General features: G+C 46.0%; 21 protein-coding genes. 10 read left to right on the forward strand and 11 right to left on the reverse strand.

Translation table 11 applies throughout. From position 1 onward, the window contains the following. The first annotated feature begins 59 nt into the window (after positions 1 to 59). The 3 genes from F941_RS15155 (at position 60) to yccS (ending at position 4,241) form a co-directional block, all read left to right on the forward strand. Positions 60 to 1,190, forward strand: coding sequence for an AI-2E family transporter (locus tag F941_RS15155; RefSeq protein WP_171065543.1), 1,131 nt, complete (start codon positions 60 to 62; stop codon positions 1,188 to 1,190). Positions 1,191 to 1,307: 117 nt separating this feature from the next. Then, a complete protein-coding gene (gene sodC, locus F941_RS15160; protein WP_005013097.1) occupies positions 1,308 to 1,868 on the forward strand; it encodes a superoxide dismutase family protein in 561 nt (186 codons plus the stop codon). Between the two features lie 222 nt (positions 1,869 to 2,090). Then, entirely contained in the window at positions 2,091 to 4,241 is a 2,151-nt protein-coding gene (gene yccS / locus F941_RS15165) for a YccS family putative transporter (RefSeq protein WP_018572833.1), read from the forward strand. A 55-nt stretch (positions 4,242 to 4,296) separates the two neighbouring features. On the opposite strand, the gene F941_RS16585 is transcribed toward yccS, so the two are convergent. Further along, positions 4,297 to 4,437 (reverse strand): hypothetical protein, encoded by a 141-nt coding sequence (locus tag F941_RS16585; RefSeq protein ID WP_018572834.1) that lies wholly within the window; start codon positions 4,435 to 4,437, stop codon positions 4,297 to 4,299. Here F941_RS16585 and F941_RS15170 point away from each other — a divergent pair. Then, positions 4,436 to 4,735, forward strand: coding sequence for a DUF3817 domain-containing protein (locus F941_RS15170; protein WP_005013102.1), 300 nt, complete (start codon positions 4,436 to 4,438; stop codon positions 4,733 to 4,735). The two genes, F941_RS16585 and F941_RS15170, sit on opposite strands and share 2 nt — an antisense overlap. 54 nt (positions 4,736 to 4,789) lie before the next feature. On the opposite strand, the gene craA is transcribed toward F941_RS15170, so the two are convergent. The 6 genes from craA to F941_RS15200 all read right to left on the reverse strand — a co-directional run bounded on the left by craA (position 4,790) and on the right by F941_RS15200 (position 10,765). Then, entirely contained in the window at positions 4,790 to 6,019 is a 1,230-nt protein-coding gene (craA, locus tag F941_RS15175; RefSeq protein ID WP_005013104.1) for a chloramphenicol efflux MFS transporter CraA, read from the reverse strand. 274 nt (positions 6,020 to 6,293) lie between these two features. After that, positions 6,294 to 7,157, reverse strand: a complete 864-nt coding sequence (locus F941_RS15180) for a pirin family protein (RefSeq protein ID WP_005013107.1) — start codon at positions 7,155 to 7,157, stop codon at positions 6,294 to 6,296. Beyond that, on the reverse strand, positions 7,154 to 7,786 hold the full coding sequence (locus F941_RS15185) for an NADAR family protein (RefSeq protein WP_005013112.1): 633 nt from the start codon (positions 7,784 to 7,786) through the stop codon (positions 7,154 to 7,156). The genes F941_RS15180 and F941_RS15185 overlap by 4 nt, the downstream gene beginning before the upstream one ends. Beyond that, positions 7,779 to 8,774 (reverse strand): phosphoribosyltransferase-like protein, encoded by a 996-nt coding sequence (locus tag F941_RS15190; protein WP_005013115.1) that lies wholly within the window; start codon positions 8,772 to 8,774, stop codon positions 7,779 to 7,781. The genes F941_RS15185 and F941_RS15190 overlap by 8 nt, the downstream gene beginning before the upstream one ends. Before the next feature lie 73 nt (positions 8,775 to 8,847). Continuing rightward, complete coding sequence (locus F941_RS15195) at positions 8,848 to 9,219, reverse strand: hypothetical protein (protein ID WP_005013118.1); 372 nt, start codon at positions 9,217 to 9,219, stop codon at positions 8,848 to 8,850. Positions 9,220 to 9,355: 136 nt separating this feature from the next. Then, positions 9,356 to 10,765, reverse strand: a complete 1,410-nt coding sequence (locus tag F941_RS15200; RefSeq protein WP_005013121.1) for an FAD-binding oxidoreductase — start codon at positions 10,763 to 10,765, stop codon at positions 9,356 to 9,358. Positions 10,766 to 11,117: 352 nt separating this feature from the next. Between F941_RS15200 and serA the strand changes: the two genes are divergently transcribed. After that, positions 11,118 to 12,350, forward strand: coding sequence for a phosphoglycerate dehydrogenase (serA, locus tag F941_RS15205; protein ID WP_005013123.1), 1,233 nt, complete (start codon positions 11,118 to 11,120; stop codon positions 12,348 to 12,350). A 112-nt stretch (positions 12,351 to 12,462) separates the two neighbouring features. Beyond that, positions 12,463 to 13,335 carry an EamA family transporter gene (locus F941_RS15210; RefSeq protein WP_005013124.1) on the forward strand — a complete coding sequence of 291 codons (873 nt, stop codon included), beginning with the start codon at positions 12,463 to 12,465 and terminating at the stop codon, positions 13,333 to 13,335. Between the two features lie 92 nt (positions 13,336 to 13,427). Here the strand turns inward: F941_RS15210 and F941_RS15215 are convergent, their stop codons facing one another. Beyond that, complete coding sequence (locus F941_RS15215) at positions 13,428 to 15,257, reverse strand: hypothetical protein (protein ID WP_005013126.1); 1,830 nt, start codon at positions 15,255 to 15,257, stop codon at positions 13,428 to 13,430. Between the two features lie 192 nt (positions 15,258 to 15,449). Between F941_RS15215 and F941_RS15220 the strand changes: the two genes are divergently transcribed. Further along, positions 15,450 to 16,325 carry an EamA family transporter gene (locus tag F941_RS15220; RefSeq protein WP_005013129.1) on the forward strand — a complete coding sequence of 292 codons (876 nt, stop codon included), beginning with the start codon at positions 15,450 to 15,452 and terminating at the stop codon, positions 16,323 to 16,325. An 83-nt stretch (positions 16,326 to 16,408) separates the two neighbouring features. Here the strand turns inward: F941_RS15220 and F941_RS15225 are convergent, their stop codons facing one another. Together F941_RS15225 and truB are read right to left on the reverse strand one after the other, a co-directional pair. Further along, positions 16,409 to 17,182 carry a sulfite exporter TauE/SafE family protein gene (locus tag F941_RS15225; RefSeq protein WP_005013130.1) on the reverse strand — a complete coding sequence of 258 codons (774 nt, stop codon included), beginning with the start codon at positions 17,180 to 17,182 and terminating at the stop codon, positions 16,409 to 16,411. A 35-nt stretch (positions 17,183 to 17,217) separates the two neighbouring features. After that, on the reverse strand, positions 17,218 to 18,123 hold the full coding sequence (gene truB / locus F941_RS15230; RefSeq protein ID WP_005013133.1) for a tRNA pseudouridine(55) synthase TruB: 906 nt from the start codon (positions 18,121 to 18,123) through the stop codon (positions 17,218 to 17,220). A gap of 141 nt (positions 18,124 to 18,264) precedes the next feature. Between truB and F941_RS15235 the strand changes: the two genes are divergently transcribed. From F941_RS15235 to F941_RS15245, 3 genes are all read left to right on the forward strand, one after another. Beyond that, positions 18,265 to 19,293, forward strand: coding sequence for a lipase secretion chaperone (locus F941_RS15235; protein ID WP_005013134.1), 1,029 nt, complete (start codon positions 18,265 to 18,267; stop codon positions 19,291 to 19,293). Positions 19,294 to 19,744: 451 nt separating this feature from the next. Further along, positions 19,745 to 20,710: an esterase/lipase family protein gene (locus F941_RS15240; protein WP_420829157.1), complete on the forward strand. Its 966-nt coding sequence runs from the start codon at positions 19,745 to 19,747 to the stop codon at positions 20,708 to 20,710. Positions 20,711 to 20,889: 179 nt separating this feature from the next. Continuing rightward, the gene (locus tag F941_RS15245) at positions 20,890 to 21,858 is read left to right on the forward strand and encodes a lipase family alpha/beta hydrolase (RefSeq protein ID WP_005013136.1); all 969 of its coding nucleotides are present in this window, start codon (positions 20,890 to 20,892) and stop codon (positions 21,856 to 21,858) included. A gap of 61 nt (positions 21,859 to 21,919) precedes the next feature. Here the strand turns inward: F941_RS15245 and rplS are convergent, their stop codons facing one another. After that, positions 21,920 to 22,294, reverse strand: coding sequence for a 50S ribosomal protein L19 (gene rplS / locus F941_RS15250; RefSeq protein WP_005013144.1), 375 nt, complete (start codon positions 22,292 to 22,294; stop codon positions 21,920 to 21,922). Between the last annotated feature and the right edge of the window lie 156 nt (positions 22,295 to 22,450).

The following is a 22,450-nucleotide window of genomic DNA, read 5'->3' on the forward strand; positions in this document are numbered from 1 at the left end:
CGAGTGCTTTTTTTTCAGTTAATATGGGTTCCCGGCCCAAGTCAGTGATCATGAATTCAGTGCACCAGTACGCGCCTACCTTACAAAAAGTCTTATTGTTTGGGCTGTTTTTTGCCCTGCTCTTCCTAAGCTTCAGTGTGCTGAAATACTTTATTGTGCCTGTCGTTTGGGCAGCCATTATTGCCTATATGACTTGGCCGCTGTATCAGCGGGTTTTGCGCACGTGCAAACAGCGTTCCACCCTCAGCGCAACACTGATGATTTTACTGGTGGTTCTGGTGGTTGGCCTGCCGGTCATTTTTGCCATTTTCCTGCTGCAGCATGAAGGGCGAAACCTGTATTATGAATTGCAGAAACAGGTCTTTTCCGGCCATGTGAATGTGCCTGACTTTATCCGCCAGCTGCCGTTTATCGGCAAAGAAGTGTCGCGTACTTTGCGTGAATTGAATAATGATCCGAACAGCATTATTCAGTCTGTACAGCTGTGGATTCAAGGCCATCTCAATTACGGCAAAATTCTGCTGAATGAAGTAAGCAAAAATATCTTCAAACTGTGCTTTGCCGTCATGTCGCTGTTCTTCTTTTACCGTGACGGTCAAACCATTTTAGGTCAAGTCAGCAAAGCCTTGGAAATGGTGATTGGGCCGCGCGTGCATCACTATCTTTCAACGATTTCCGATACCACCCGCGCTGTCGTTTACGGCGTCGGCCTAACAGCGGTCGCTCAGGCGGCTTTGGCCGGCCTCAGCTATTTTGTTGCCGGTGTGCCTAACCCCATGCTGCTGACCATTGTGACTTTTGTACTGGCGCTGATCCCTTTCGGCCCCCCAGTCGCCTATACTTCGGTTTCGCTGTGGCTGTTTTCACAAGGCCAAACCATAGAAGCGATTGGCGTCATGGCCTGGGGCGTTTGCATCGTGAGCACCGCCGACAACGTGATCCGTCCGCTGGTGATTTCTGGCGCAACACAAATTCCATTCCTGCTGATTATGTTTGGCGTACTGGGCGGACTGGCCAGTTTCGGCATGGTGGGCTTATTTGTCGGCCCTGTGATTTTGGCGGTGCTTCTGGCGATTTGGCGTGAATGGCTGCATGAGACCCACATTGAGCCAGTCATGATGCCAAAGGCAACCATGGCGCATGACTTCGATTCTGACTTGGATGACATCAATTCTCCGCCCAAAAAATAGGTGAAATTGACGATGCGCAGGCGCTCATCCGTTACAAACCTGTCACGGAAATCTCATGGCATTTCTAATTTTGATCTGTTTCAATCATTTAGTTCATATTAGAAAGGATGCCCAAAGATGACGCCATCTTTGCTGAAATTCAAACTGAGTGCAGCCTGCACACTGGCTGCCTTATTCGCCGCGGGCTGTTCAACCACTGCAACCATGCCTGCAACAGACCATGAACAAACTGTGACCATGCATGCAGTAAGCGCGCAAGGGGTTGGTGCAGAAATCGGGACGATTTCACTGCATGACAGCCCTGCTGGACTGGTGATCCGCACCAGCCTAAGCCAGCTGCCGCCTGGCCCGCATGGCTTCCACATTCATGAAAAAGGCTCTTGTGACCCTGCCATGAAAGACGGCAAAGCCGGCGCTGCTTTGGCGGCAGGCAGCCACTACAACCCCAATCACGCGCCCCATCACGGCAACCCGCTGACTGGACATTTGGGTGATTTGCCCTTGCTGAATGTGGCCGCAGACGGTACAGCCAAAGTGACTCTGCTGGCGCCGCGCATTAAAGCCGCCGATGTGCAAAATTTAGCGATTATGGTGCATGCGGGCAGTGACAACTATTCAGACTCCCCCAAACCGCTTGGCGGCGGCGGTGACCGCATCGCTTGCGGTGTGATTCAATAATTCAGGCAATATTCTTTTTTTCAGGATGTTCTGTGGATAAGTCTTCAGTTATTCACAGCCCAAACAGCGGATGATAAGTCCGCTGTTTTTTTATCATTCAGCCCCTGCGGCATAGATGCTTAACTCCAGATTTTTGATGTTTTTCTTTCGATATTAAATTGACAGTTTTTACAAATCAGTTCAGGCTTACTGCATAATAAATTTGGCCTTGATCCTTCAGCCGTGAACAGCGTCCGCCAGTGGTTTCAGCCTTTCCAATCCAATGCAATGCTTATTTATTGCCTGCAGATCTGCATTGTTTTAAGCGGGACCACCCTCGGCTTATACTTTTTAGGCCTGCATCAGCTGATTGTTCCTGTGACTTTAGGCGCGATCGCCACCGCCCTGACCGATTTTGACGACAGGCTCAGCATCCGCCTGCGCAATTTGGCTTATGTCTGCATCCTGTTTTTCAGTGTCAGCAGCATTCTAGATTTTCTGCATCCCTATAAATTCCTCTTTATTTTATACCTGTCGATGTCCAGCGCCTGCTTCATTTTAATGGGCGCGCTGGGACAGCGTTATGCAGCGATTTCCTTTGGCACCATTTTGCTGTCCATTTACACTATGTTTGGCCTGGGAGAATACACGCAGTGGTATTTCCAGCCCAGCTGCTTTGTTCTTGGCGCGCTGTGGTATGGCTTAACGGCGATTCTGTTTTACCTGATCAAGCCGACGCTGGCAGTTCAGGACAATCTATCGCGCTGCTTTGATCAAATTGCAGAGTTACTGAATGCCAAGGCCCAGCTGTTTGATCCAGATAATCAAGACAATGTTGAAGCCCTGCTCTATGGCCTATCGATTCAGAACAGCGCCGTGGTGCAAAGCTTGAACAGCACCAAAAGCTCTTTATTGACCCGCTTGAAAGCGTCCCGCGCCAACAGCAGCACCATTTATTGGCTGAATCTGTATTTTTTAGCGCAGGATATTCACGAGCAGGCAAGCTCCAACTATCTGCATTATGAACAGCTGCATCAAAACTTCAGCCGTACCGACCTGATTTTCCGCATTCAGAAAAATATCCGCCTGCAGGCCTTGGCCTGCCATGAACTGGCGCAATGCATTTTACGCAATGACATTTATCAGCCCAGCGCCAAGGCCAGTCTGGCGCTCAGCCATCTGCACAGTTCGATGCAGGATTGGGTGCGGGATAATCCGCATAATATTGAAGTTAAAAACCTGCAATTGATTTTAAATAATTTAGACAGTGTGCATGAACGCTTTCTGCATCTGAATGAATTGCAGAACCGCCAGCAGCAGCGCTATCAGCAGCATATCGACAACCTGAATTTATACGATGATGATATTCATGGCTGGCATGACCTCTGGCTGAAATTAAAACAGCATTTAACACCGCAGTCGGCGCTGTTCCGCCATGCGGTGCGCATTGCCTTTGTGTTTGCCGTCGGCTACAGCATTTCCCTGCTGCCCTTTGCTCAAAATGGCTACTGGATTTTGCTCACCAGTTTATTTGTCTGCCAAATGCGTTACTTTGCCACAAAAAGCCGCTTAAAAATGCGGACTTTAGGCACGATACTGGGCGTAATGCTGGGTGTGCCGATTTTATATTTCGTGCCCAGCATAGAGGGGCAATTGCTGCTGACGGTCATTTTTGGCGTGAGCTTCTTTTACCTGAGCGCAAAAAAATACGCCATGGCAACCCTGATGGCCACTTTAATGGTGCTGCTGATTTTCAATTTAAAGGGCGCGGGCTATGCCATTATTTTGCCCAGAATTGCAGACACGCTTTTAGGCTGCCTGACTGCCTGGTTTGCCGTCAGCTTTATTTGGCCGGACTGGAATTTCCGCAACATCTCCGCCACCATTAAAAAGAGCGCGAATGCAACCCTGAATTATTTTGATGCTGTGGTGCAGCAGTATCAGCATGGTCACGACAACAGCATTGCGTACCGCCGCGCGCGGCGCGCAGCGCATAATGCGCAGACCGAGCTGGCCAGCATGATTTCCAGTTTAAGCACCGAACCCAACCCAAATCCGGAACTGATTCATTACGCTTTCCGCTATTTGGTGTATAGCCATAGCCAGCTCAGCTATATTTCAGCGCTGGGCAGCCACCGCGAAAAAGTACAGGATGCACAAGTGCTGGACTTAATGCTGTGGTGCAAAAATACCTTAATGCATGCATTGCTGCATCAGCGCACGCTGCCTGAGCCGGAAATTCAGCAAAAACTGCTGGAAATTCAAAACTTAAACACCCAAGCGCAGCTCAGCAGCCGGCTGCAGCTGGTCTTAAAGCAAATCAGCCTGCTGCTGGAAACCTTACCAGAACTGCTCCATTTGCAGGCCGAACTGCTGCGTCAGGACATTCAATAAAGCGCGTATTCAAAATCACGTTAAATGATTTCTGAACTGAGCAGCGCCGTGATTTTTAAAAATCTGCAGCATAAAAACCCAGCGCCAAGCTTGGTTTTAATAGCTGATTCTTATCATAATCGTTCAATAAATACGGTTCTTTTTCAGCTTTAAATTCAGTACACTCAAGGTTCATCCTCATTAAAGCAGTGACCATGAATATCCAAACTTTACGCATTGTTGGCGCACTCGAAGGCATTTCTTTTCTGTTGCTGCTGTTTATTGCCATGCCCATGAAATATTGGCTGGATAATCCGATTTTGGTTAAATACATCGGCATGGGGCACGGGCTGCTGTTTATTGGATTTCTTGCTGTGCTGTTTGCCGTGTGCGAAAAGCAAAAATGGTCTTTAAAAATGTTTTTACTGGGTTTGATTGCATCTATCCTACCCTTTGGGCCTTTTGTTTTTGATGCAAAATTAAAAAAAATTGAACAGCCTCAGGCAAACGCTTGAGTCTGATCCAATAAAAAAATCCCTCATTGATTGAGGGATTTTTTATGGCGAGTGTTAAAATTCCCCCTCCGCCTTTCTTTGCTGCAAGACGCTGTTCAATACACCGCGCGGAAAACTGAACCACAGCGCAATAAGGGCAAAACATGATACCCCGTATGCCCAAATATGGAAGTGTTCATACAGCACACGCACCAGTTCGATCACGATAAAGAAGCAGAACATCATCAGCACGGAAACGGCAGCCGCAACAGTGCCTTTTGAGACTTCAGAAGACATTAAGGCAAAGCGGTACAGAACTGAAAAACTGATGCCTTCGCCAAAACTGACCAGCGTCATGCCTAAAATAGCGCTATATAAAAAGTATTGCGGAAAAACAGTTCCCAGCAGCACAGCAGCCGTGCCGATCAGCATCAGCGGCAAGCCAATCAAGACGGTTTTGCCTAAAGGCAGCTTGTCGATGATTTTAATCAGCACGATATTGCCGACAATCAATCCGCCCAGCACAGGAAACTGCGCCAAACCATATTGCATGCTGCTAAGCCCCAGCTCTTCGACCAGCATGACTGGAGACAGCGCAATCCACAGCATCAGCGGCATCGCGACCATCGGCAAGCCTAAAGTCAGGCCCAAAAAACGCTTATTTTTAAAGACCCGTTTAAAGTCATCTAAAATATAGCCTATTGGCTGCTTAGGCATGCTGCGCTGCTGTTTCGGCATTTTGGCTTTCAGGCCAAACCAGCTTAAAAAAGACAGCAAGGCAATGCCGATAAAGCCCCAATGCCATGACACATGATCAATGAGAAATGCGCCCAGCACCGGCCCCAGCAAAGGCGCCAGCAGGGAAATATTCGCCATCAGCGCCATCACTTTAATAGCATCACGCTCTTCAAAGGTTTCCTGAATAGCCGCATAGCCCACAGCGGAAATGACCGACAAGCCAAAGCCCTGCAAAAAACGCAGGGTTAAAAAGCTTTCAATGGTATGGGTCAGCAAAATGGCTAAACAGCACAGGGTAAAAAATGCCACGCCGCCCAGCAGAACCTTCTTGCGTCCAACACGGTCAGACAGCGGGCCTAAAACGGCCGCAACACAAGCGCCGCCCAGCAGATAAAAGGACATGGATGATGGCGCCCAAGAACTGCTTACGCCAAAATCTTGGGTAATGGCAAGCATTGCAGGCTGGACTAAATCGTTGCCGATATAGACGGAAAATTCAAATAAAACCAGCGCCAATGGGAACATTAAGGTGGCACGGCTTAACTTTTCAGTATGTACGTTTTGCATTGTTATCTACATATATGATGCGTACAGGATTGGACTTGGCCTATTTTCAGGGAGAGACACGTCAGCCCAATGACAAGCACTGTAATAAATAATTAAAATGTGGAGACCGCGGGAGATCCGCAATGTTTCGCGCCGTATTCACAGGACGCTTAAAAGAAATAAAAATTCAGGGTGAAAAATAAAAACTTAAGCCTGTACACCCGCAGATTTAAGTTCCTGTATTTTAGCAGTGTTTGCCCAGCTTGTATTGTAACTTTTGTTAAGCCGTCATCCGTCAAGGCCGAATAAACTGATTCTTTTTCAGGTCTTCGTAGGCCTGCAATATTTCATCAAAATGATTCATCACAAAATAGCCCCGCCCATAAATCGGTTCGTTTATTGGAGCAGCGCTTAAATATAAAATTGCGCAATCCCGCTGGGCAGTCAGTTCAACCTGTTCACCGCGGCTCGACATGACCGCCATGCCTTGATCTTCTAATTCTTGTTCTTTTGCCTGAAAAGCGGCTCGGCCGGAACGCATATAAATCAGCGTGGTGTCGCCCTCTTGCGCAGGCAGCTGAAGCGTGTGGCCTTTGCGCAGGAATATATCGTAAACCTGCATAGAGGTATGGGTTTGCGCAGGGCCAGTTTGCTTTTGATATTCCCCTGCAATCACACGGACATAGCCTGCAGCATGGGCTAAATCCACTTTGGGGATGCTGGCTTTGTCTAGGCTTTGGTAGCGCGGCGGATTCATTTTGTCTTTGGCCGGCAAGTTGACCCACAGCTGCAGCATTTCAAAGGGCCCGCCGGTTTGAGAAAAAGCTTCGCTGAATACTTCTTTATGAATGACTCCAGATGCGGCTGTCATCCATTGCACATCGCCAGCAGCAATAATTCCACCGCCGCCTGTAGAGTCGCGGTGTTCCAGTTCTCCTTTCAGCATGATCGTAACAGTTTCAAAACCGCGGTGCGGGTGTTCATCAACCCCTTTGCGCAATGCGCTGGGCTTTAATGTGCCGGGGCCTATATGGTCAAGCAATAAAAAGGGGGAAACAGTATTGCCCAATTCATAGTGGGAAAAAATCGAGGTGACTGGAGCAAAGTCACCTACCGCTGATTGAGTTGTGGTGTTATGAATAAAGGCGAGCATTTTCATTCAAAAAAATCACCTTGAGGAGGAGTATCGACTACTTCTTGTATAAATTTATTCCTATATATAGGCTCTACTGGTCGGCCAAGAAAATTAAAATTTGGAACTTCTAAATAACCAAGTACTTGAAAATCTTTACCTTCCGTTATTTCAGCTCGTAATTCCATCAATATACGCCCCAAAACATTTACTCCAATTAGTAAACCTTCATCAGTACGTTTAGCTCCCCAAAAAGAATCTCTACGAGATTCTTCGACAATATATTTTTGATTAGAGTACAAAAGGGATGCGCTAAACTTTTCATAGTTGGCTAATAATTTAGCTCTAACAGACCATTTCATAAGTTTAATTTTAATTTCCTCAAAATCAGGTCTTATATAATCTTTGTACGGTTTCCCTACCATTTTTGCGGTCATAGGACTTTTTTCAGATAATATTTTTTCTTGAATATCAGGCCTATCAGTGAATTTTAAAGCTTGATACAAAGCTTCAGAGGATCTTACTAACGTATCGTTCACAATAATAGGAAATCCAGCAGCCATATTGGAATATTCGCCCCATTGTTCGTGGGTTTTCTTAAAAATGGCTAAATCTTGAGTCTTAGGGTTATAAATCCTTTCAGCTAATTTATCCATGACTATAAGTTCTCCTAGGCATTAAGGGATACCATTGGCTACTCATTGGATGACACAAATCAATACTTCCCCACCAAAAAATTAATGGCGTATTATTTGGGCAATTCCTATAGTTAAAAACTAATCCACCAAAACCATAATCATAAAAATGACTTCCTAAAGGTCTAGTTCTAGTATTTATAGTTTGTATTTTATCCATTATTAAATAGCCATATTTCAATGATATATACTCAAAAAACTCTCTATCAGACTCATTTAAAAACATTTTTTGTGGCTCAAAAATTGCTCGGTAAGTAACATTATCAATTTTTCGGGTTGATAAATCAGGCCTATCAAAAAGTATCTCTTTGGGCCATAAATTTTCCGAATAATTTCTGTAAAACTTAGTATTTTCTAGCAACCATTTAGCATCTTTATAAATAAAACTATAAGTAATATTGATTTTTTTTATTTTTTTTATTTCTTCAATTTTTCTATTTAAGTTTTGTTCAATTCTATACTGTCCACTTTTGTACCATCCGATTACAGCAATATATAAATGGCTATCAACTGATAATCTATCTAGCCAAGGTACAACATCCTGTACAACCCTACCTCCACTAAAGATGTAATCGTCAATATACAAATATTGGTTGTTTCTTATATTTAATTTTTTAAAGACTCTTAGATTTGTTAATCTTGTTACAAGACTTTGCTGACTTTGACCATTTCCCTGTATATTTAAAAAATAAGGTACAGTTCCATCCCTAGTAAATTTATCTACCCAAAAAATTTCTTCTAAAAATTGATTTTCTGTAGTTTTAGTAATATAAAAATTAGATAAAAAGTGTGAAGTTATTCTAATAATGTCTAATCTTTCACTTTCGCTAAATTGTTGTGCCCATTTGATTACATGGTTAGTTAAAAACTCCTCTTTTCTGTGGTTTACCTCATCAAAGTATTCATAGTCCATTAATATATTAGCTATAATTTTTACGTAATTTTTCATAAGTCTCCTAAAAGTAAAAAGCGTATAATATAGATACGCTTTTAAAGACTTTCAACTTAAAAATCAAACAATATTAAGGGCATTTCGCCGTTTGGAAAGTCTTGGTATTTTTACCGCGCGCGCACTGATATTCTTTTTGTGTGCTGGTACGTTCCCAATCACCTTCTACATGTTTAAAACGGTAAATCGTGCGGACTGAACGTACAGAATCATCCATTAAGCCGGTTTCAGTCACTTTCACTTCTGCCGCCGTTGGCGATTCAACACTGTTAAAATACTGACGGATTTCGACCGTCGACAATTCTTTGCGTAAGTCTGAACGCTCTTTCAGCACTTGCGCCAGCGGCGTATCCGTATTTCCAACTTTATGCACAATTTTCTGTGTGGTCGCACACCCCGAAAGAATCCCGACACACAATGCAGATGCTGCCAATATTCGAAACATAATTCTGACCCCAACTTAAAATTTCCAACTCATGATGCCGTTTTTATTTAAAAAATACTATTTCACAAATGTAAGCCATTTTACAGCCATAAAAAAAGCGCATCATCCGATGCGCTTTTCCGCTCAATCTTAACAATTAAAGATCGAATAATTTGCCTGGATTCATAATGCCCTGCGGGTCAAACACTTTTTTCAGCGCTTTCATGTATTCAATTTCTTCTGCTGAACGGGTATAGCCCAAATACGGCTTTTTGGTCATGCCGACGCCATGCTCTGCAGAAATTGAGCCATCGTATTTTTTCACAATGTCAAATACGTACTTATTCACCACTTTGCATTTATCAAAGAATTCGTCTTTGCTTAAATCCGCAGGTTTCAAAATATTTAAATGCAGGTTGCCGTCACCGATATGGCCAAACCAGCAAATTTCGAAATCAGGGTAGTTCTGCGCCACAATTGCATCAATTTCCTGAATAAATGCAGGAACATGCGTAATCAGCACTGAAATATCATTTTTGTACGGCGTAAACGGCGCAATTGACTCAGAAATGTCTTCACGCAAGCGCCACAAGCTGTGCACTTGCTCTAGGCTTTGGCTCATGACGCCGTCCAGCACCCAGCCCTGTTCCATGCAGTGCTCAAAAATTTCCATCGCCTTGTCCATAATCGGCTCAAACGGCGCTTCAAACTCCAGCAATACATAAAATGGGCATTCTGTTTCAAATGGACGCTGCACATGGCCATTGTCCAGCACCTTTTGCATGGCCAGTTCGCCAAAGAACTCAAATGCAGTCAGGTCAATTTTAGCTTGGAAGGCGTGCAGTACAGGCATCACAGCATCAAAGTCAGGTACGCCCAATACCATCACTTGCAGGTCCTGCGGCTGGCGCTCAAGCTTAATTTCAGCTTCCGTCACCAAGCCTAAGGTGCCTTCACCGCCAATGAACAAATGCTGCAGCGCATAGCCGGTCGCGTTTTTAATCATGCCTTTGTTTAAACGCAGCACATCGCCTTTGCCCGTCACCACGGTTAAGCCCAGCACCCAATTGCGGGTCATGCCGTATTTAATCACTTTAATGCCGCCGGCATTGGTGCCGATGTTGCCGCCAATCTGCGATGAACCTGCAGATGCAAAATCAACCGGGTAGTACATGCCCTGATCGGAAGCATAGTTCTGCAGCTGTTCAGTCACCACACCCGCCTGCACGCGAACCATTCGGTCTGCTGGGAAGAACTCAAGAATCTGGTTCATCTTGTCCATGCTCACCACGATTTCGCCATTGGCTGCGACTGCGCCGGCAGATAAGCCTGTACGGCCGCCAGATGGCGTGATGGCCACATTAAATTGGTTCGCCAGTTTTACAATTGCTTGCACTTGCTCGGTCGATGATGGAAAAACGATGACCGACGGGTTTGGGTCGAAGTGCTTGGTATGGTCACGTCCCCAATTTTCGAGACTGTCTGCATCAGTTTTAATGCGGTTTTCGCCGACAATAGCGGTCAATTGGGTTAATAACTCTGGGGTTAAAGCGACTGGAGCATTCATCGTTTTCAGACCTTGCAAGAAGTAAAACAAGTTGTAAATAGCCTATAAATCATTCAGTTGTGCACAGCATGGCGCCAGCACCAGATGAGGCAGACGTGAGCAGAAAAGAAACAGAAATCTGATCCGTTTTTCACGTGCGCACATTATAAGGCATTTTTCAGCAAAACCCGCAGAAAAACCTGTTTTTACAATGACGCCTTTGAAATTACAGGCTTATTTAGAACGCGCGCGGCAATAACGGTCACATAATTTGTCAAAATACCTCACACAGCGGTCATAAAGGAAATGTATATCCCGCATTGTCCTATGCTATTATACCGCCACTAAATTTGGCCTTTGTAGCGGAGCCGTAATGAGCCAACATCTTTCACTGCCTAAAGATAAAATTCGTTTCTTGTTGTTAGAAGGCGTTCACCAAAACGCCATCGACACTTTAAATGCTGCCGGATACACCAACATCGATTACCGTAAAACAGCGCTGGAAGGCGACGCGCTGAAAGAAGCGGTAAAAGATGCGCACTTCATCGGTATCCGTTCGCGCACTCAACTCACTGAAGAAGTGTTTGAGGCGGCGAACAAACTGATTGCTGTGGGCTGTTTCTGTATCGGCACCAACCAAGTGAACTTGAATGCAGCGATGATTCGCGGTATTCCAGTCTTTAACGCGCCGTATTCAAATACCCGTTCGGTGGCTGAATTGGTGCTTGCTGAAGCAATCCTGCTGCTGCGCCGTGTGCCTGAAAAATCAACAGATACACATGCGGGCGGCTGGAACAAATCTGCAGTTGGTTCATTCGAAACACGCGGTAAAATTTTAGGGATTGTCGGTTACGGTTCAATCGGCTCTCAGCTTTCAGTTCTGGCTGAAAGTCTGGGCATGCAAGTGATTTACTATGATGCGGTAACAAAACTGCCTTTAGGCAATGCGCGTCAAGTCGGCTCTATGGGCGAATTGCTTGCCAATGCTGACGTCGTGTCTATCCATGTGCCTGACGTACCTTCTACACGCAATTTCATGGGCAAAGAACAGTTTGCGCAAATGAAAGAAGGTTCAATCTTCATCAATGCGGCGCGCGGCACTTGCGTTCTGATTGATGACCTTGCGGATGCCATCAAATCTGGCCATATTGCCGGTGCAGCAGTTGATGTGTTCCCGAAAGAGCCTAAAGCCAACGGTGAAGAATTTGTTTCTGCGCTGCGCAACTTGCCAAACGTGATTTTAACGCCTCACGTTGGCGGTTCAACCATGGAAGCGCAAGCGAACATCGGTTTAGAAGTGGCTGAGAAATTTGTGGCTTATTCAGATAAAGGCATGACTTTATCTGCAGTGAACTTCCCGGAAATTGCGCTTCCATTGACTGAAGGCAAACACCGCTTACTGCATATTCACAAAAACATTCCAGGCGTGCTGTCAAAAATCAACAACCTGTTTGCTGAACACGGCATCAACATTTCTGGCCAGTCATTAATGACTAAAGGCGATGTAGGTTACTTAGTGATGGATGTAGACGCTACTGCATCTCAAGAAGCTTTAGATACCTTGCACGAAGTTGAAGGCACAATCCGCGTCCGCGTATTGTTCTAATTCAATTGCATATAAAGCCATAGGCTGCGGCCTGTGGCTTTTTTTATTTTTAAGCTTCAGCTTTACTCTCCCGCTCCTCGAGAAATCGAACCCAATTTAGTATAGTAAGCACATGCCGAATTTAAAAAATACGCCCCATGTGCAAGCGCTGTTCCTGCTGCTGATTGCAATGATCAGCATGCAAAGCAGCGGTTCTCTGGCCAAAATCCTGTTTAATCAATTTCCAGTTTTGACTGTGTCCAGCTTGCGCCTTTTGCTGGGTTCCCTTATTTTAGCCGTGATTTTTAGGATTTGGCAGGCCAATTTCAAACAGGTGCGCTGGAAAGCCATCATCAGCTACGGCGTGGCCTTAGCTGGCATGAACGCGCTGTTTTATTTATCGATTAACCGCTTGCCGCTGGGCATTGCGGTCTCATTTGAATTTATTGGCCCGCTCAGTGTCGCGCTGTTTTATGCACGGCAGAAATTTGACTTTATTTGGGTCGGACTGGCGGTTTTAGGCTTGGCGCTGCTCTTCCCTTTTGATCAGGCTTCACAGCCTTTAGATCCAATCGGCATTGCCTTTGCACTGGGCGCAGGCGCCTGCTGGGCGCTGTATATTGTGGCAGGTCAGCGGCCTTCCGGCCTCTCTGGCAACCATACCGTATGCTTAGGGATGTTTGTCGGCATGCTCTGTCTGTTGCCCATTGCACTGTTTACAGGGATGCCAGCGTCTGTATTTGAGCCTTCCAATCTTATTTATTTTATCGCTCTTGCAATACTGGCCAGCGCGCTGCCTTTTACCTTGGAGATGATCGCGCTCAGAAATTTATCCGCGCTGAGTTTTGGCACACTGATGAGTGTAGAGCCTGCGATTGCAGCGCTGTCGGGCTTTGTCTTTTTAGGTGAACAGCTGCTGTGGACGCAATGGCTGGCGCTGGCGGTGATTATTGCTTCTTCAATTGGCTGCACAGTGACGACGCAACAGGCCAAGCAAAGAAAGTAGTCCTCCGCCGCCAATTAAATTTCTAAATGAAATAAAAACCGCGTTTCACCCTGAAGCAAAACGCGGTTTTTTGCTGCTATTCAAATGCTGCTTTAAGTTGGCACGTTACAAAAGTAGCCATCATTGTCGACTGGTGTATTGCCGCCCCATAAAGAAATCATGATCAATGGCTGCTCAGAACGCTTAAAACCCTCTCTACCTCTAGAGCCGCAGTATGTGCCCTGTAGCATACGGCCTTGAAGATATAAACTGTTGATCTTGCCTTCATCCATCCACTTAAAACCTGCATATTGGTTTGGTAAACGGATGAGTTTTTGCTCACCATAAACTGTATTGAAATGCAGTTTATGCTCAGATGAATCATTGCTGTCCGCCATCCATAGGCTGACCTCGATTTCACAAGGCTTCCCGACTAAATCTGGATTATTGATATTTAGATTGCCTGTGTTGTAATCATCGCCAGATGTACACTGTACATAGAAGCTTAAGCCCTTGTCCGATGCCACGACCTCTTTGTCTTTCAGTACAATTTTCACATCCGATTTACTTGTAGAAACGGCTGCGCCAACATATCGCACCCATTGATCGCCCTCAAGGGCAATTGCCGTTTGCGCTGACCAAACCAGTTTATCGTTGTTAGACTTTAAGCCCGTTAATACACGGACACCTTCTTTTGGCGCCGTAAATTCAGCTGCTTTATATTCTACGCCAACTAAAGCAGTGAACTCACCGCTGCATTCGACTGCTGAACCATCTTCAAGCGTGCATTGTACTTTGTTGTTGGTTGCAGGAATGCCTAAATCAATCACCACAGTTTTATCATTCGGCAATTGCGACGTCACAGAGCCAATGAGTGTGCCTGTCGTATCTTTCGCTGTCCAATGAATTGTGCCTTCAGTTGGCATATTCACAATATCCACACCTTCAGCAGGAATCGAGTTGGTTTTGGTTAAACCTGAACCATCTTTGAGTTCCACTGCCGCCGTAATATGGCAAGGCACATAGTTATTGGCTGATTTACATTTCACATTTACTGAACCTGGGTTTTCAAATTTAAAATCCCAGTTCCAAGTTGAGAAATGGCTGACGGTGGCTTGAACAGCCAAGCCCGTAGCAGAAAGCGGAGAAGCGACAACGGTTCCAGGAGTTCCCTCTTCAACCCATTTGCCTTTTGCAGCATCGAAATACCACATTGGAATACTGGTGCCCACCGTCATGGCTTGGTTATTGATGCTATTGAGCGGCAAGTCCATTTGAATGTCAGCTGTCACGCCTTGCTTCAGCTGCAGCTTTTGACCAGCGGCATTGGTAAATGTTGCCGTCATCATGCCTGCGCTAATTAAAATCGCAGGATTACCTTTGGAATCTACAGCCACACCATTGGCGGGCATGGCATTCAAATCACTGCTTTGAATATCCCAAGGGGTAAACTCAACTTTGACTGCTCCTGTAGCAGGCTGACCGTTCGGCAATACAAATGCCCCCGCAGGAATACTGATTTGGGCATTCAGAAATGCAGCCTGAATCACTTGGGCGTCTTCAATTGCAGCGACAGTCAAAGTTTGTTTGATCGGCAATAAGTTTGCAGATAACTGTGCCAGTTCTTCAACTTTCAACTCAACAGCCTGTGTAATAAAACCCGTTTTTTTAAAACTCACCACAACGGTTTTTGCAGACTGAGGAATCTTCACATTAAATTGTGCATTACCAGAAGCATCAGTGACAAAACTTTGCCCCAAAATACTGATCTCAGCGCCAGCAAGGTTCGATCCTGTTGAGGTTTGGACCAATGCCGTCACTGCTTTTTCAGCAGATACTTCATTTGCTGAAGCATCATCACCAGAGCCAGAACCACAGCCCACAAGCGGGACTCCCAAAACACACGCAACCAATACGGCGTGCAGCTGTTGTTGTAATTTCATTATTATTTCTCTTAATTCAGAAGTGCTGGATAAATAAGCATCATATTATTGATTTTATTTATATTATGTTCAAACGAACAATATTATTCACATGAACTGCCCAGCACTGCCTGCACCATCTTGCATCTTTTCATGCACCAATTGCTCTATAATCCAGCAACCTGCTCCTTCCAACCCAGCTGCTGAATTTTTATGCCAAATGCCCAATACCTTGCAGTGCTGTATATGATTTTATCGATGGTGTCGTATCAAATCAGCGCCTCGTTTGCCAAACAGCTGTTTACTGTATTGGACCCGCTGAGCGTCACCATTCTGCGCTTATGCTTTGCTGCGGTTATTGTCTGTTTGATGTTCCGGTCTTGGCGCATTCTAAAGCGGCTGCCGTTTTTAAAATGGCGTGATTTACTCTGCTACAGCGTGGCGCTTTGCATCATGAATGTTTTGTTCTATATGTCGCTCGGAAAGCTGCCGCAAGGCATTGCAGTCGGTCTGGAATTTATCGGCCCCTTGGGTTTGGCCCTGCTGTCTATTCAGCGGCGCAGCGATTATGTATGGGTTTTATTGGCCATTGCTGGCATCGCGCTTATGGTGCCTTGGGGGCAAACCGCAGGCGCCGATTTTTCTGTCACGGGCGCAGCTTGCGCGCTGGGTGCAGGATTGTGCTGGGCTTTTTATATTTATTTTGGACAAAAGGTCGTGCATCAAAATATCGGCATGCATGCCTTGACGATTGCCATCACACTATCTGCACTGACACTGCTGCCCATTGGCCTATACCGCAATGCGCCTGCGTTGCTGGAAACCCAATATTGGGGTAAAGCGCTGGCCATTGCCATTTTAGCAACGGCCATCCCCTATGCTTTGGACTTAAAAGCCTTAAAACAGCTGAATAAACTCAGCTACGGCACATTATCCAGCCTTTCGCCGGCGCTGGCAGCGCTGACAGGACTGGTGCTGCTGGGTGAACAAATTGGCCTGCTGCAGTGGGCAGCGCTGTTCTGCGTGATGATTGCATCCATCGGCGTTACGCTGAAATCTTCTAAAGATCAAAGCGCCGCAACATCATGAATATAAGTAAATCATTCATGTTCAGCACAGTTAATGCATTTCGGCGGCCAGATGCATCTTCTGATGCCTACCTTAAATTTTGTTCAGGATTGCCCCGTAATGGTCTGATAGCCCAAGCGCACAATCAGTACACTGACCAAAACCAAAAATAAAATCCGGATAAACCCGCTGCCGTATTTCAGCGCAGCCTTCACCCCAACGATTGAACCGCAAATATTCGCCACCGCCATCATGCCGCCCACAGCAAACAGCACATGCCCTGTCGGCGCAAAAAAGCTCAAAGCGGCTAGATTCGTGGTTAAATTGGCAATTTTAGACAGCGCAGATGCATGCAAAAAATCAGCTTTTAAATAGCGGATGAAAAAGAAAATAAAGAAACTGCCCGTACCCGGCCCGAAAATGCCGTCATAAAAGCCAATGGCGAGGCTGCCCGCCGCCGCCAGCAGCAGAATCTTGGGCGTCAGCTCCTGACGGATATGCACTTGGCCAAACTGCTTCTTCATCAACGTATAAATGGCGATTACGATCAGCATCACCAGCACAAAGGGCCGCAGCACTTCTTTCGGCACCATCGACACGCAGGCTGCACCGGCAAAGGAAGCGATAAAAGCACAGCTGGCAATCACCGCCAGCAATTTCCAGCGCAATTTTACTTGGCGTAAAAAAGAATAGGATGCCGATGCTGTTCCGAAAATAGAGGACAGCTTATTAGTGCCGAAAACCGTTGCAGGCGACAGCTGCGGCATGGCATTCATAATTGCTGGAATTTGAATCAGCCCGCCGCCGCCGACCGCAGCGTCTATCGCGCCGGCAAAAAAAGCAAAAAACAGCAGGCTTAAGATAATTTCAATTTCCACAATTTTTGCCTTAAATCAGATATTTAAAAATAGGTTTAGAGGTTTAATACGCGTTTTGGCACTAAGCGCTTGCGCTCGGTGATTTCCGCCAAACCAAGGCATTTTTCACCATCAAAAACCAGCGCTTCGGATACCGCTTCATGTTCAATATTGCTTTCCATGCCTCGGCTGAAATACTCCGCGCGGCCTTCCGGCACCTGCACTTTTGGAAAATGATCAATGGGAGAATACACAGGCAGCAGCAGGGCCTCACGCTCTGCTTCGGTCAATGTTTCCAAATATTCGATGGTATAGCTGGGAATCAGTTCAAAATGCCCCGTTTTAATGCGGTGCAAATATGTCAAATGGCCATACGTGCCTAGAGCTTTGGCAATATCTTCGCCTAAAACCCGGATATAAGTGCCTTTTGAACAGGTTACATCTAAACTGATGCTGTTCTCTGTGAAAGACAACAGCTGAATGGCCTCAATCGTAATCGGACGCGCTTCCCGTTCAATTTCAATGCCTTTGCGCGCCAGCTCATACAGCGGACGGCCTTCTTTTTTCAGGGCCGAATACATCGGCGGCACCTGCTGAATATCCCCAACAAACTGCGCCAAAACCTGCTGAATGAATTCTTCTGTCAGCGGCGGTACAGCCTTCTCAAGCAAGCGTTCCCCTTCCACATCGCCAGTCGTTGTGCTGTGGCCTAAAAAAACGGTGGTTTGATAGCGCTTTACAGAGTCCAGCAAATAATGCGAGAACTTGGTCGCCTCCCCCAGGCAAATCGGCAATAAACCAGAAGCCAGCGGATCAAGCGCGCCAGTATGCCCAGCTTTTTGCGCGCGGTAGAGCCAGCGCACTTTTTGTAAAGCGGCATTGGAACTGATGCCCAAAGGTTTATTAAGCAAAAAAACACCGCTGATATGGCGGCGCTGAATTTTAGCGGAAGATGATTTCATGAGAAAAACAAGCGAGAATAATCTTCGCCATGGTAACCGAATATTTACAACTTTTCTGTGATTTTCTGCTGAAGCTGTGGCATATTCAGCTCCATTGCGTAATTTATAAAACAAATAAAACGGATAAAAGGTGCATGGGATATGCAGAAACACAAACTATGGATCATAGCAGGCGCTATTATTCTTGCCGTCGGCGCATTTATTTTTTGGCTTATACCGAATGATGGTCAAGCTTCAGCCACACAAAACGCCAGCCAGCCCCCTGCCGCCGGCAGCGGCAGTACGCCTCAGGCGCAGGCGCGCAGTCCGAACGGCTTGCCTTATTTCAGCCCGAGCCAGCAAGATACTGAAATCAACTGCCAAATGAATTTGGACGCGTCCAGCCGTTTGATGGTGAATGAGCATACCCGCGACTGTTTTGAATATTTCATTACCCAGTACGGCGAAAAAACCATTGAGCAAATCAGAAAAGATTTTAAAGCTTACATCACGCAAAACTATAAAGAGCCATCTCTAACGCAAATTTTAGATTTATGGAACCGCTACATGGATTACCGTGCGCGTTTAGGCAGCCTGCAGGCGCCTAGCCTCAGTCAGGATGATCCGCAGTACTACCGTTCGATTTACAACAGTACACAAAACTTGCGAAAGCAGTTCTTTTCGGATTATGAAATTGAAGGCCTTTTTGGCATAGAAAATACTTATCACGTATACACCCTGAAACGGATGGATGTGATCAATGACAAAAAGCTCAGTGAAGCGGAAAAGGCTCAAAAACTGAAAGCATTGTTTGATGAATTGCCGGAGGACTGGAAAGAAAATCTGGAACAGATGAATAAGCTGGAAGATCTGCATAAACTGACAGCTGACATAAAAGCGCGCGGCGGTTCAGCCGAAGAAATTCATCAAATGCGCATGAATTTAGTGGGCCCGGAAGCAACACAGCGTTTAGAAACCCTAGATACGCAGCGCGCTGACTGGAAGAATACTGTCAACAGCTACTTATCCGAACGCGACAGCATTCTGAAAAGCGGCCTGAGCGACGATGCAAAGCAAAAAGCGGTACAGCAGCTGCGCGCGCAGCATTTCAGCAGCAAAGAGGAACAGCTTCGTGTCAACACTTTTGAAACTGCACATGATCAAGGCGATAAATTGCCTTATAGCGAATAGCGCAGCGGCAAAAACACCTGGATGAAATTTAAGGATGCACACGCATCCTTTTTTATTTTCGGCATGCATTGGCGCCGCACAATATTCTTTGTTTCTGTTTTTCTTCAATAAAACGGAAAAAGAAGGTCAATCTTCCTGCTTTTCTTAGCTTTTCAGGACAAATGTATAGCAAATAGATGACATTTATGGATATTTTGAGACCCCAAATGACATGGAATAAATCAAATTTCATGAAAAAATAGCGTGGCATCTGCTTTATCTTCACTCTCTAAAAATAACAACCCGGATGTTCTGCGCAACACCTTTTGAATATCCTTTTCAAGATGCATTAGAGAGCTTGCTGCACGCAATTTGCTACACATTATTAAAAACAGCAATAACAACAACTCCAAACAAAGGAATGCATATGCGTACTTTCACAACAAAAGCCAAAATGGCCTCTTTAGGCATAATGGCGGGCTTAGCGATAGGATTATCGGCAGGCGCGCAGGCGGCACCAAGCGTTTTGCAAGTCAAAGAAACAGCTAAATCTGACTATGCGAAAACCAAGTATCCGATTTTAATGGTTCACGGCTGGTTAGGCTGGTCCCGTATCGGCAATGACAGTTTCAATATTGACTACTGGTATCAAATTTTGCCGGATATGGCGCGCAACGGCTCAACCGTATTCGCTGCCCAGCTTTCACCGGCGAACACCACAGCATACCGCGGAGAACAGCTGATCACCCAAGTTGAAGATGTGCTGGCCATTACCGGCAAAGACAAAGTGAATCTGATCGGCCACTCGCATGGCGGCCCGACGGTGCTTTATGTTGCCGCGACTAAACCGCAGTATCTGGCATCAATTACCGGGGTCGCGGGCACCTATCACGGTTCTAAAGTTGCCGATGATATCCAAGGCAACAAACTGACCAAATCCGCTTTCAATATTTTAGGCGACTATATTATTGGGCCATTGATTGCCTTGGCGCAATCCAAGCCTGAACTGGGCATTGATTTTGATGCTTCCATGAAATCACTGTCGCAAACAGGATCTGCCGCCTTCAATGCAACTGTCGCAAAATCTGCCGTTGCTGCCGGCGTTTTGGCTTCTTCTGAGAACTGCAGCAAGAACTTAAATTCAGTCGATACGAAAGGCGTGCGCTACTATTCTTGGACTGGCGTAGCGCAAACCACCAATTTGCTGGATATTGATACCATCCTGATGCAGTTAGGGCCGCTATCTTACGGCAATAAGGACAATGACGGCATGGTATCGCGCTGCAGCGCGTACATCGGTCAAGTGATCCGCGATGACTACAAGCTGAACCACACCGACTTAGCCAATATGATGTTTGGCTTAACAGGCCTGTTTGCGCAGGACCCTGTCGCACTCTACCGCCAGCATGCCAACCGCTTGAAGCTTCAGGGCTTATAAGCACAGAAGCCCGCCCATGCTGAGCGGGCTTTTTATCTTTAAATGCATATAAATAAAATTTGTTACAACTATCAATACGCTTTATCTGCCGTGCTTTGCATTTCATTCAGCAGGCTGTTTTTATACTGGTGACAACTTATATTGTCAGAAAATAAAATTAAAAAACAGAGGATGCATCAATGAAATATGGAATTCTCGCGGCAGGCATACTGTCCGTCTTTATTGGAAGCACAGCCAGCGCGTCACAAGCCACTCAGGTAAAAGCTGACAAAACCGTATCGGCCTATGCCAAAACCCAATATCCAATCGTTTTTAATCACGGCATGGCTGGCTTTATACGGGTAGGCACCGATGACCTTGGCCTAGACTACTGGTATCAGATCTTGCCTGATTTAGCGCGCAATGGCGCCAGCGCCTGGGCAACCCGCGTATCCCCTTTAAACTCCACAGAAGTCCGCGGTGAGCAGCTGCTGCAGCAAGTTTTAGAAATCCGCGCGATCACAGGCGCAGACAAAGTAAATCTGGTCGGCCATTCACATGGCGGCCCGACAATCCGCTATGTGGCAGGCGTGCGCCCAGATGTTGTTGCATCCCTGACCAGTATTGGCGGGCCGCATAAAGGCTCGCCAGTTGCGGACCTCATTTTAAAAGCGGAAGGCACTGCGGTTGAAGCGCCCTTAGTCGGCGCAGTCAACTTTGTGTCTAAAGCCATCACTTGGGCACAGGGGTTAGACCCAAACAGTTATCCGCATGATGCTTTGGCAGGCGGCCGAAGTCTAACTCTGGCGGGTTCAGCCGCATATAACGCCAAATTCCCAATCGGCATTCCTGCTACAGCCTGCGGTGATGGCAAAGCTTTCGAACAAGGCATTTATAACTATTCATTCACCGGTGTTGGGCAAGTGACCAATGTGCTGGATTTAGACTCAGCACTGAAATTCACAGCCTTATTGATTGATGGCGGCAAGGATAATGATGGCCTCGTGCCCAGATGCAGCGCCAAATTCGGCAAAACCATCCGCGACAATTACAACTGGAACCATTTAGATGAAGTCAATCAGGTCTTAGGCTTAAAGGCTTTATTCGCCCCGGATCCTGTAGATGTCTACCGCCAGCATGCCAACCGCTTAAAGCTTCAGGGCTTATAAAATACAGGCATAAAAAAATGCGCCTTTGGGCGCATTTTTTAACTCGTGTGAAAACTTAAAATTAAGCTTTAACTTTACGAGCTGGCAATTTTTCACGAATACGTGCAGCTTTACCAGACAATTCGCGTAGGTAGTAAAGTTTAGCGCGGCGAACATCACCACGGCGTTTAACTTCTACTTTAGCTACGATTGGAGAATGTGTTTGGAAAACACGTTCAACACCAACACCGCTAGAAATTTTACGTACTGTGAACGCTGAGTTCAAGCCACGGTTTTTCTTCGCAATTACAACGCCTTCAAAAGCCTGAAGACGTTCACGGTCGCCCTCTTTAACTTTTACAGAAACAATCACTGTATCACCTGGTGCAAATTCAGGCAGATCAGTTCTTAGCTGTGCGTTTTCAATTACTTGAACTAAAGGATGCTTACCGCTCATGGGGTATCTCCGATATGTGCGGGTCAGAAGAGGTCTGATATCCGCTGGGTATAGAGGCTAAGGCGCATACACCCGATTATCTTTCTCTTTATTGTTGACCATCTCAGCCAATAAAGAGCCTATTAAAGAATACTTAAAATAATTTTAAGTACTGTT

The organism is Acinetobacter bouvetii DSM 14964 = CIP 107468 (assembly GCF_000368865.1).
In the GTDB taxonomy this organism is placed as follows: Bacteria; Pseudomonadota; Gammaproteobacteria; order Pseudomonadales; family Moraxellaceae; genus Acinetobacter; species Acinetobacter bouvetii.

Excerpts from the sequence above, each read along its gene's own strand:
- F941_RS15190 (WP_005013115.1), bottom strand. The coding sequence starts at position 8,774 with ATGAAAAATTACGTAAAAATTATAGCTAATATATTAATGGACTATGAA.
- F941_RS15180 (WP_005013107.1), bottom strand. The coding sequence starts at position 7,157 with ATGAAAATGCTCGCCTTTATTCATAACACCACAACTCAATCAGCGGTA.
- F941_RS15170 (WP_005013102.1), top strand. The coding sequence starts at position 4,436 with ATGAATATCCAAACTTTACGCATTGTTGGCGCACTCGAAGGCATTTCT.
- F941_RS15210 (WP_005013124.1), top strand. The coding sequence starts at position 12,463 with ATGCCGAATTTAAAAAATACGCCCCATGTGCAAGCGCTGTTCCTGCTG.
- F941_RS15215 (WP_005013126.1), bottom strand. The coding sequence starts at position 15,257 with ATGAAATTACAACAACAGCTGCACGCCGTATTGGTTGCGTGTGTTTTG.
- F941_RS15200 (WP_005013121.1), bottom strand. The coding sequence starts at position 10,765 with ATGAATGCTCCAGTCGCTTTAACCCCAGAGTTATTAACCCAATTGACC.
- F941_RS15195 (WP_005013118.1), bottom strand. The coding sequence starts at position 9,219 with ATGTTTCGAATATTGGCAGCATCTGCATTGTGTGTCGGGATTCTTTCG.
- F941_RS15185 (WP_005013112.1), bottom strand. The coding sequence starts at position 7,786 with ATGGATAAATTAGCTGAAAGGATTTATAACCCTAAGACTCAAGATTTA.
- truB (WP_005013133.1), bottom strand. The coding sequence starts at position 18,123 with ATGAAATCATCTTCCGCTAAAATTCAGCGCCGCCATATCAGCGGTGTT.
- F941_RS15240 (WP_420829157.1), top strand. The coding sequence starts at position 19,745 with ATGGCGGGCTTAGCGATAGGATTATCGGCAGGCGCGCAGGCGGCACCA.
- F941_RS15245 (WP_005013136.1), top strand. The coding sequence starts at position 20,890 with ATGAAATATGGAATTCTCGCGGCAGGCATACTGTCCGTCTTTATTGGA.
- F941_RS15220 (WP_005013129.1), top strand. The coding sequence starts at position 15,450 with ATGCCAAATGCCCAATACCTTGCAGTGCTGTATATGATTTTATCGATG.
- rplS (WP_005013144.1), bottom strand. The coding sequence starts at position 22,294 with ATGAGCGGTAAGCATCCTTTAGTTCAAGTAATTGAAAACGCACAGCTA.
- serA (WP_005013123.1), top strand. The coding sequence starts at position 11,118 with ATGAGCCAACATCTTTCACTGCCTAAAGATAAAATTCGTTTCTTGTTG.
- F941_RS15235 (WP_005013134.1), top strand. The coding sequence starts at position 18,265 with ATGCAGAAACACAAACTATGGATCATAGCAGGCGCTATTATTCTTGCC.
- craA (WP_005013104.1), bottom strand. The coding sequence starts at position 6,019 with ATGCAAAACGTACATACTGAAAAGTTAAGCCGTGCCACCTTAATGTTC.
- sodC (WP_005013097.1), top strand. The coding sequence starts at position 1,308 with ATGACGCCATCTTTGCTGAAATTCAAACTGAGTGCAGCCTGCACACTG.
- F941_RS16585 (WP_018572834.1), bottom strand. The coding sequence starts at position 4,437 with ATGGTCACTGCTTTAATGAGGATGAACCTTGAGTGTACTGAATTTAAA.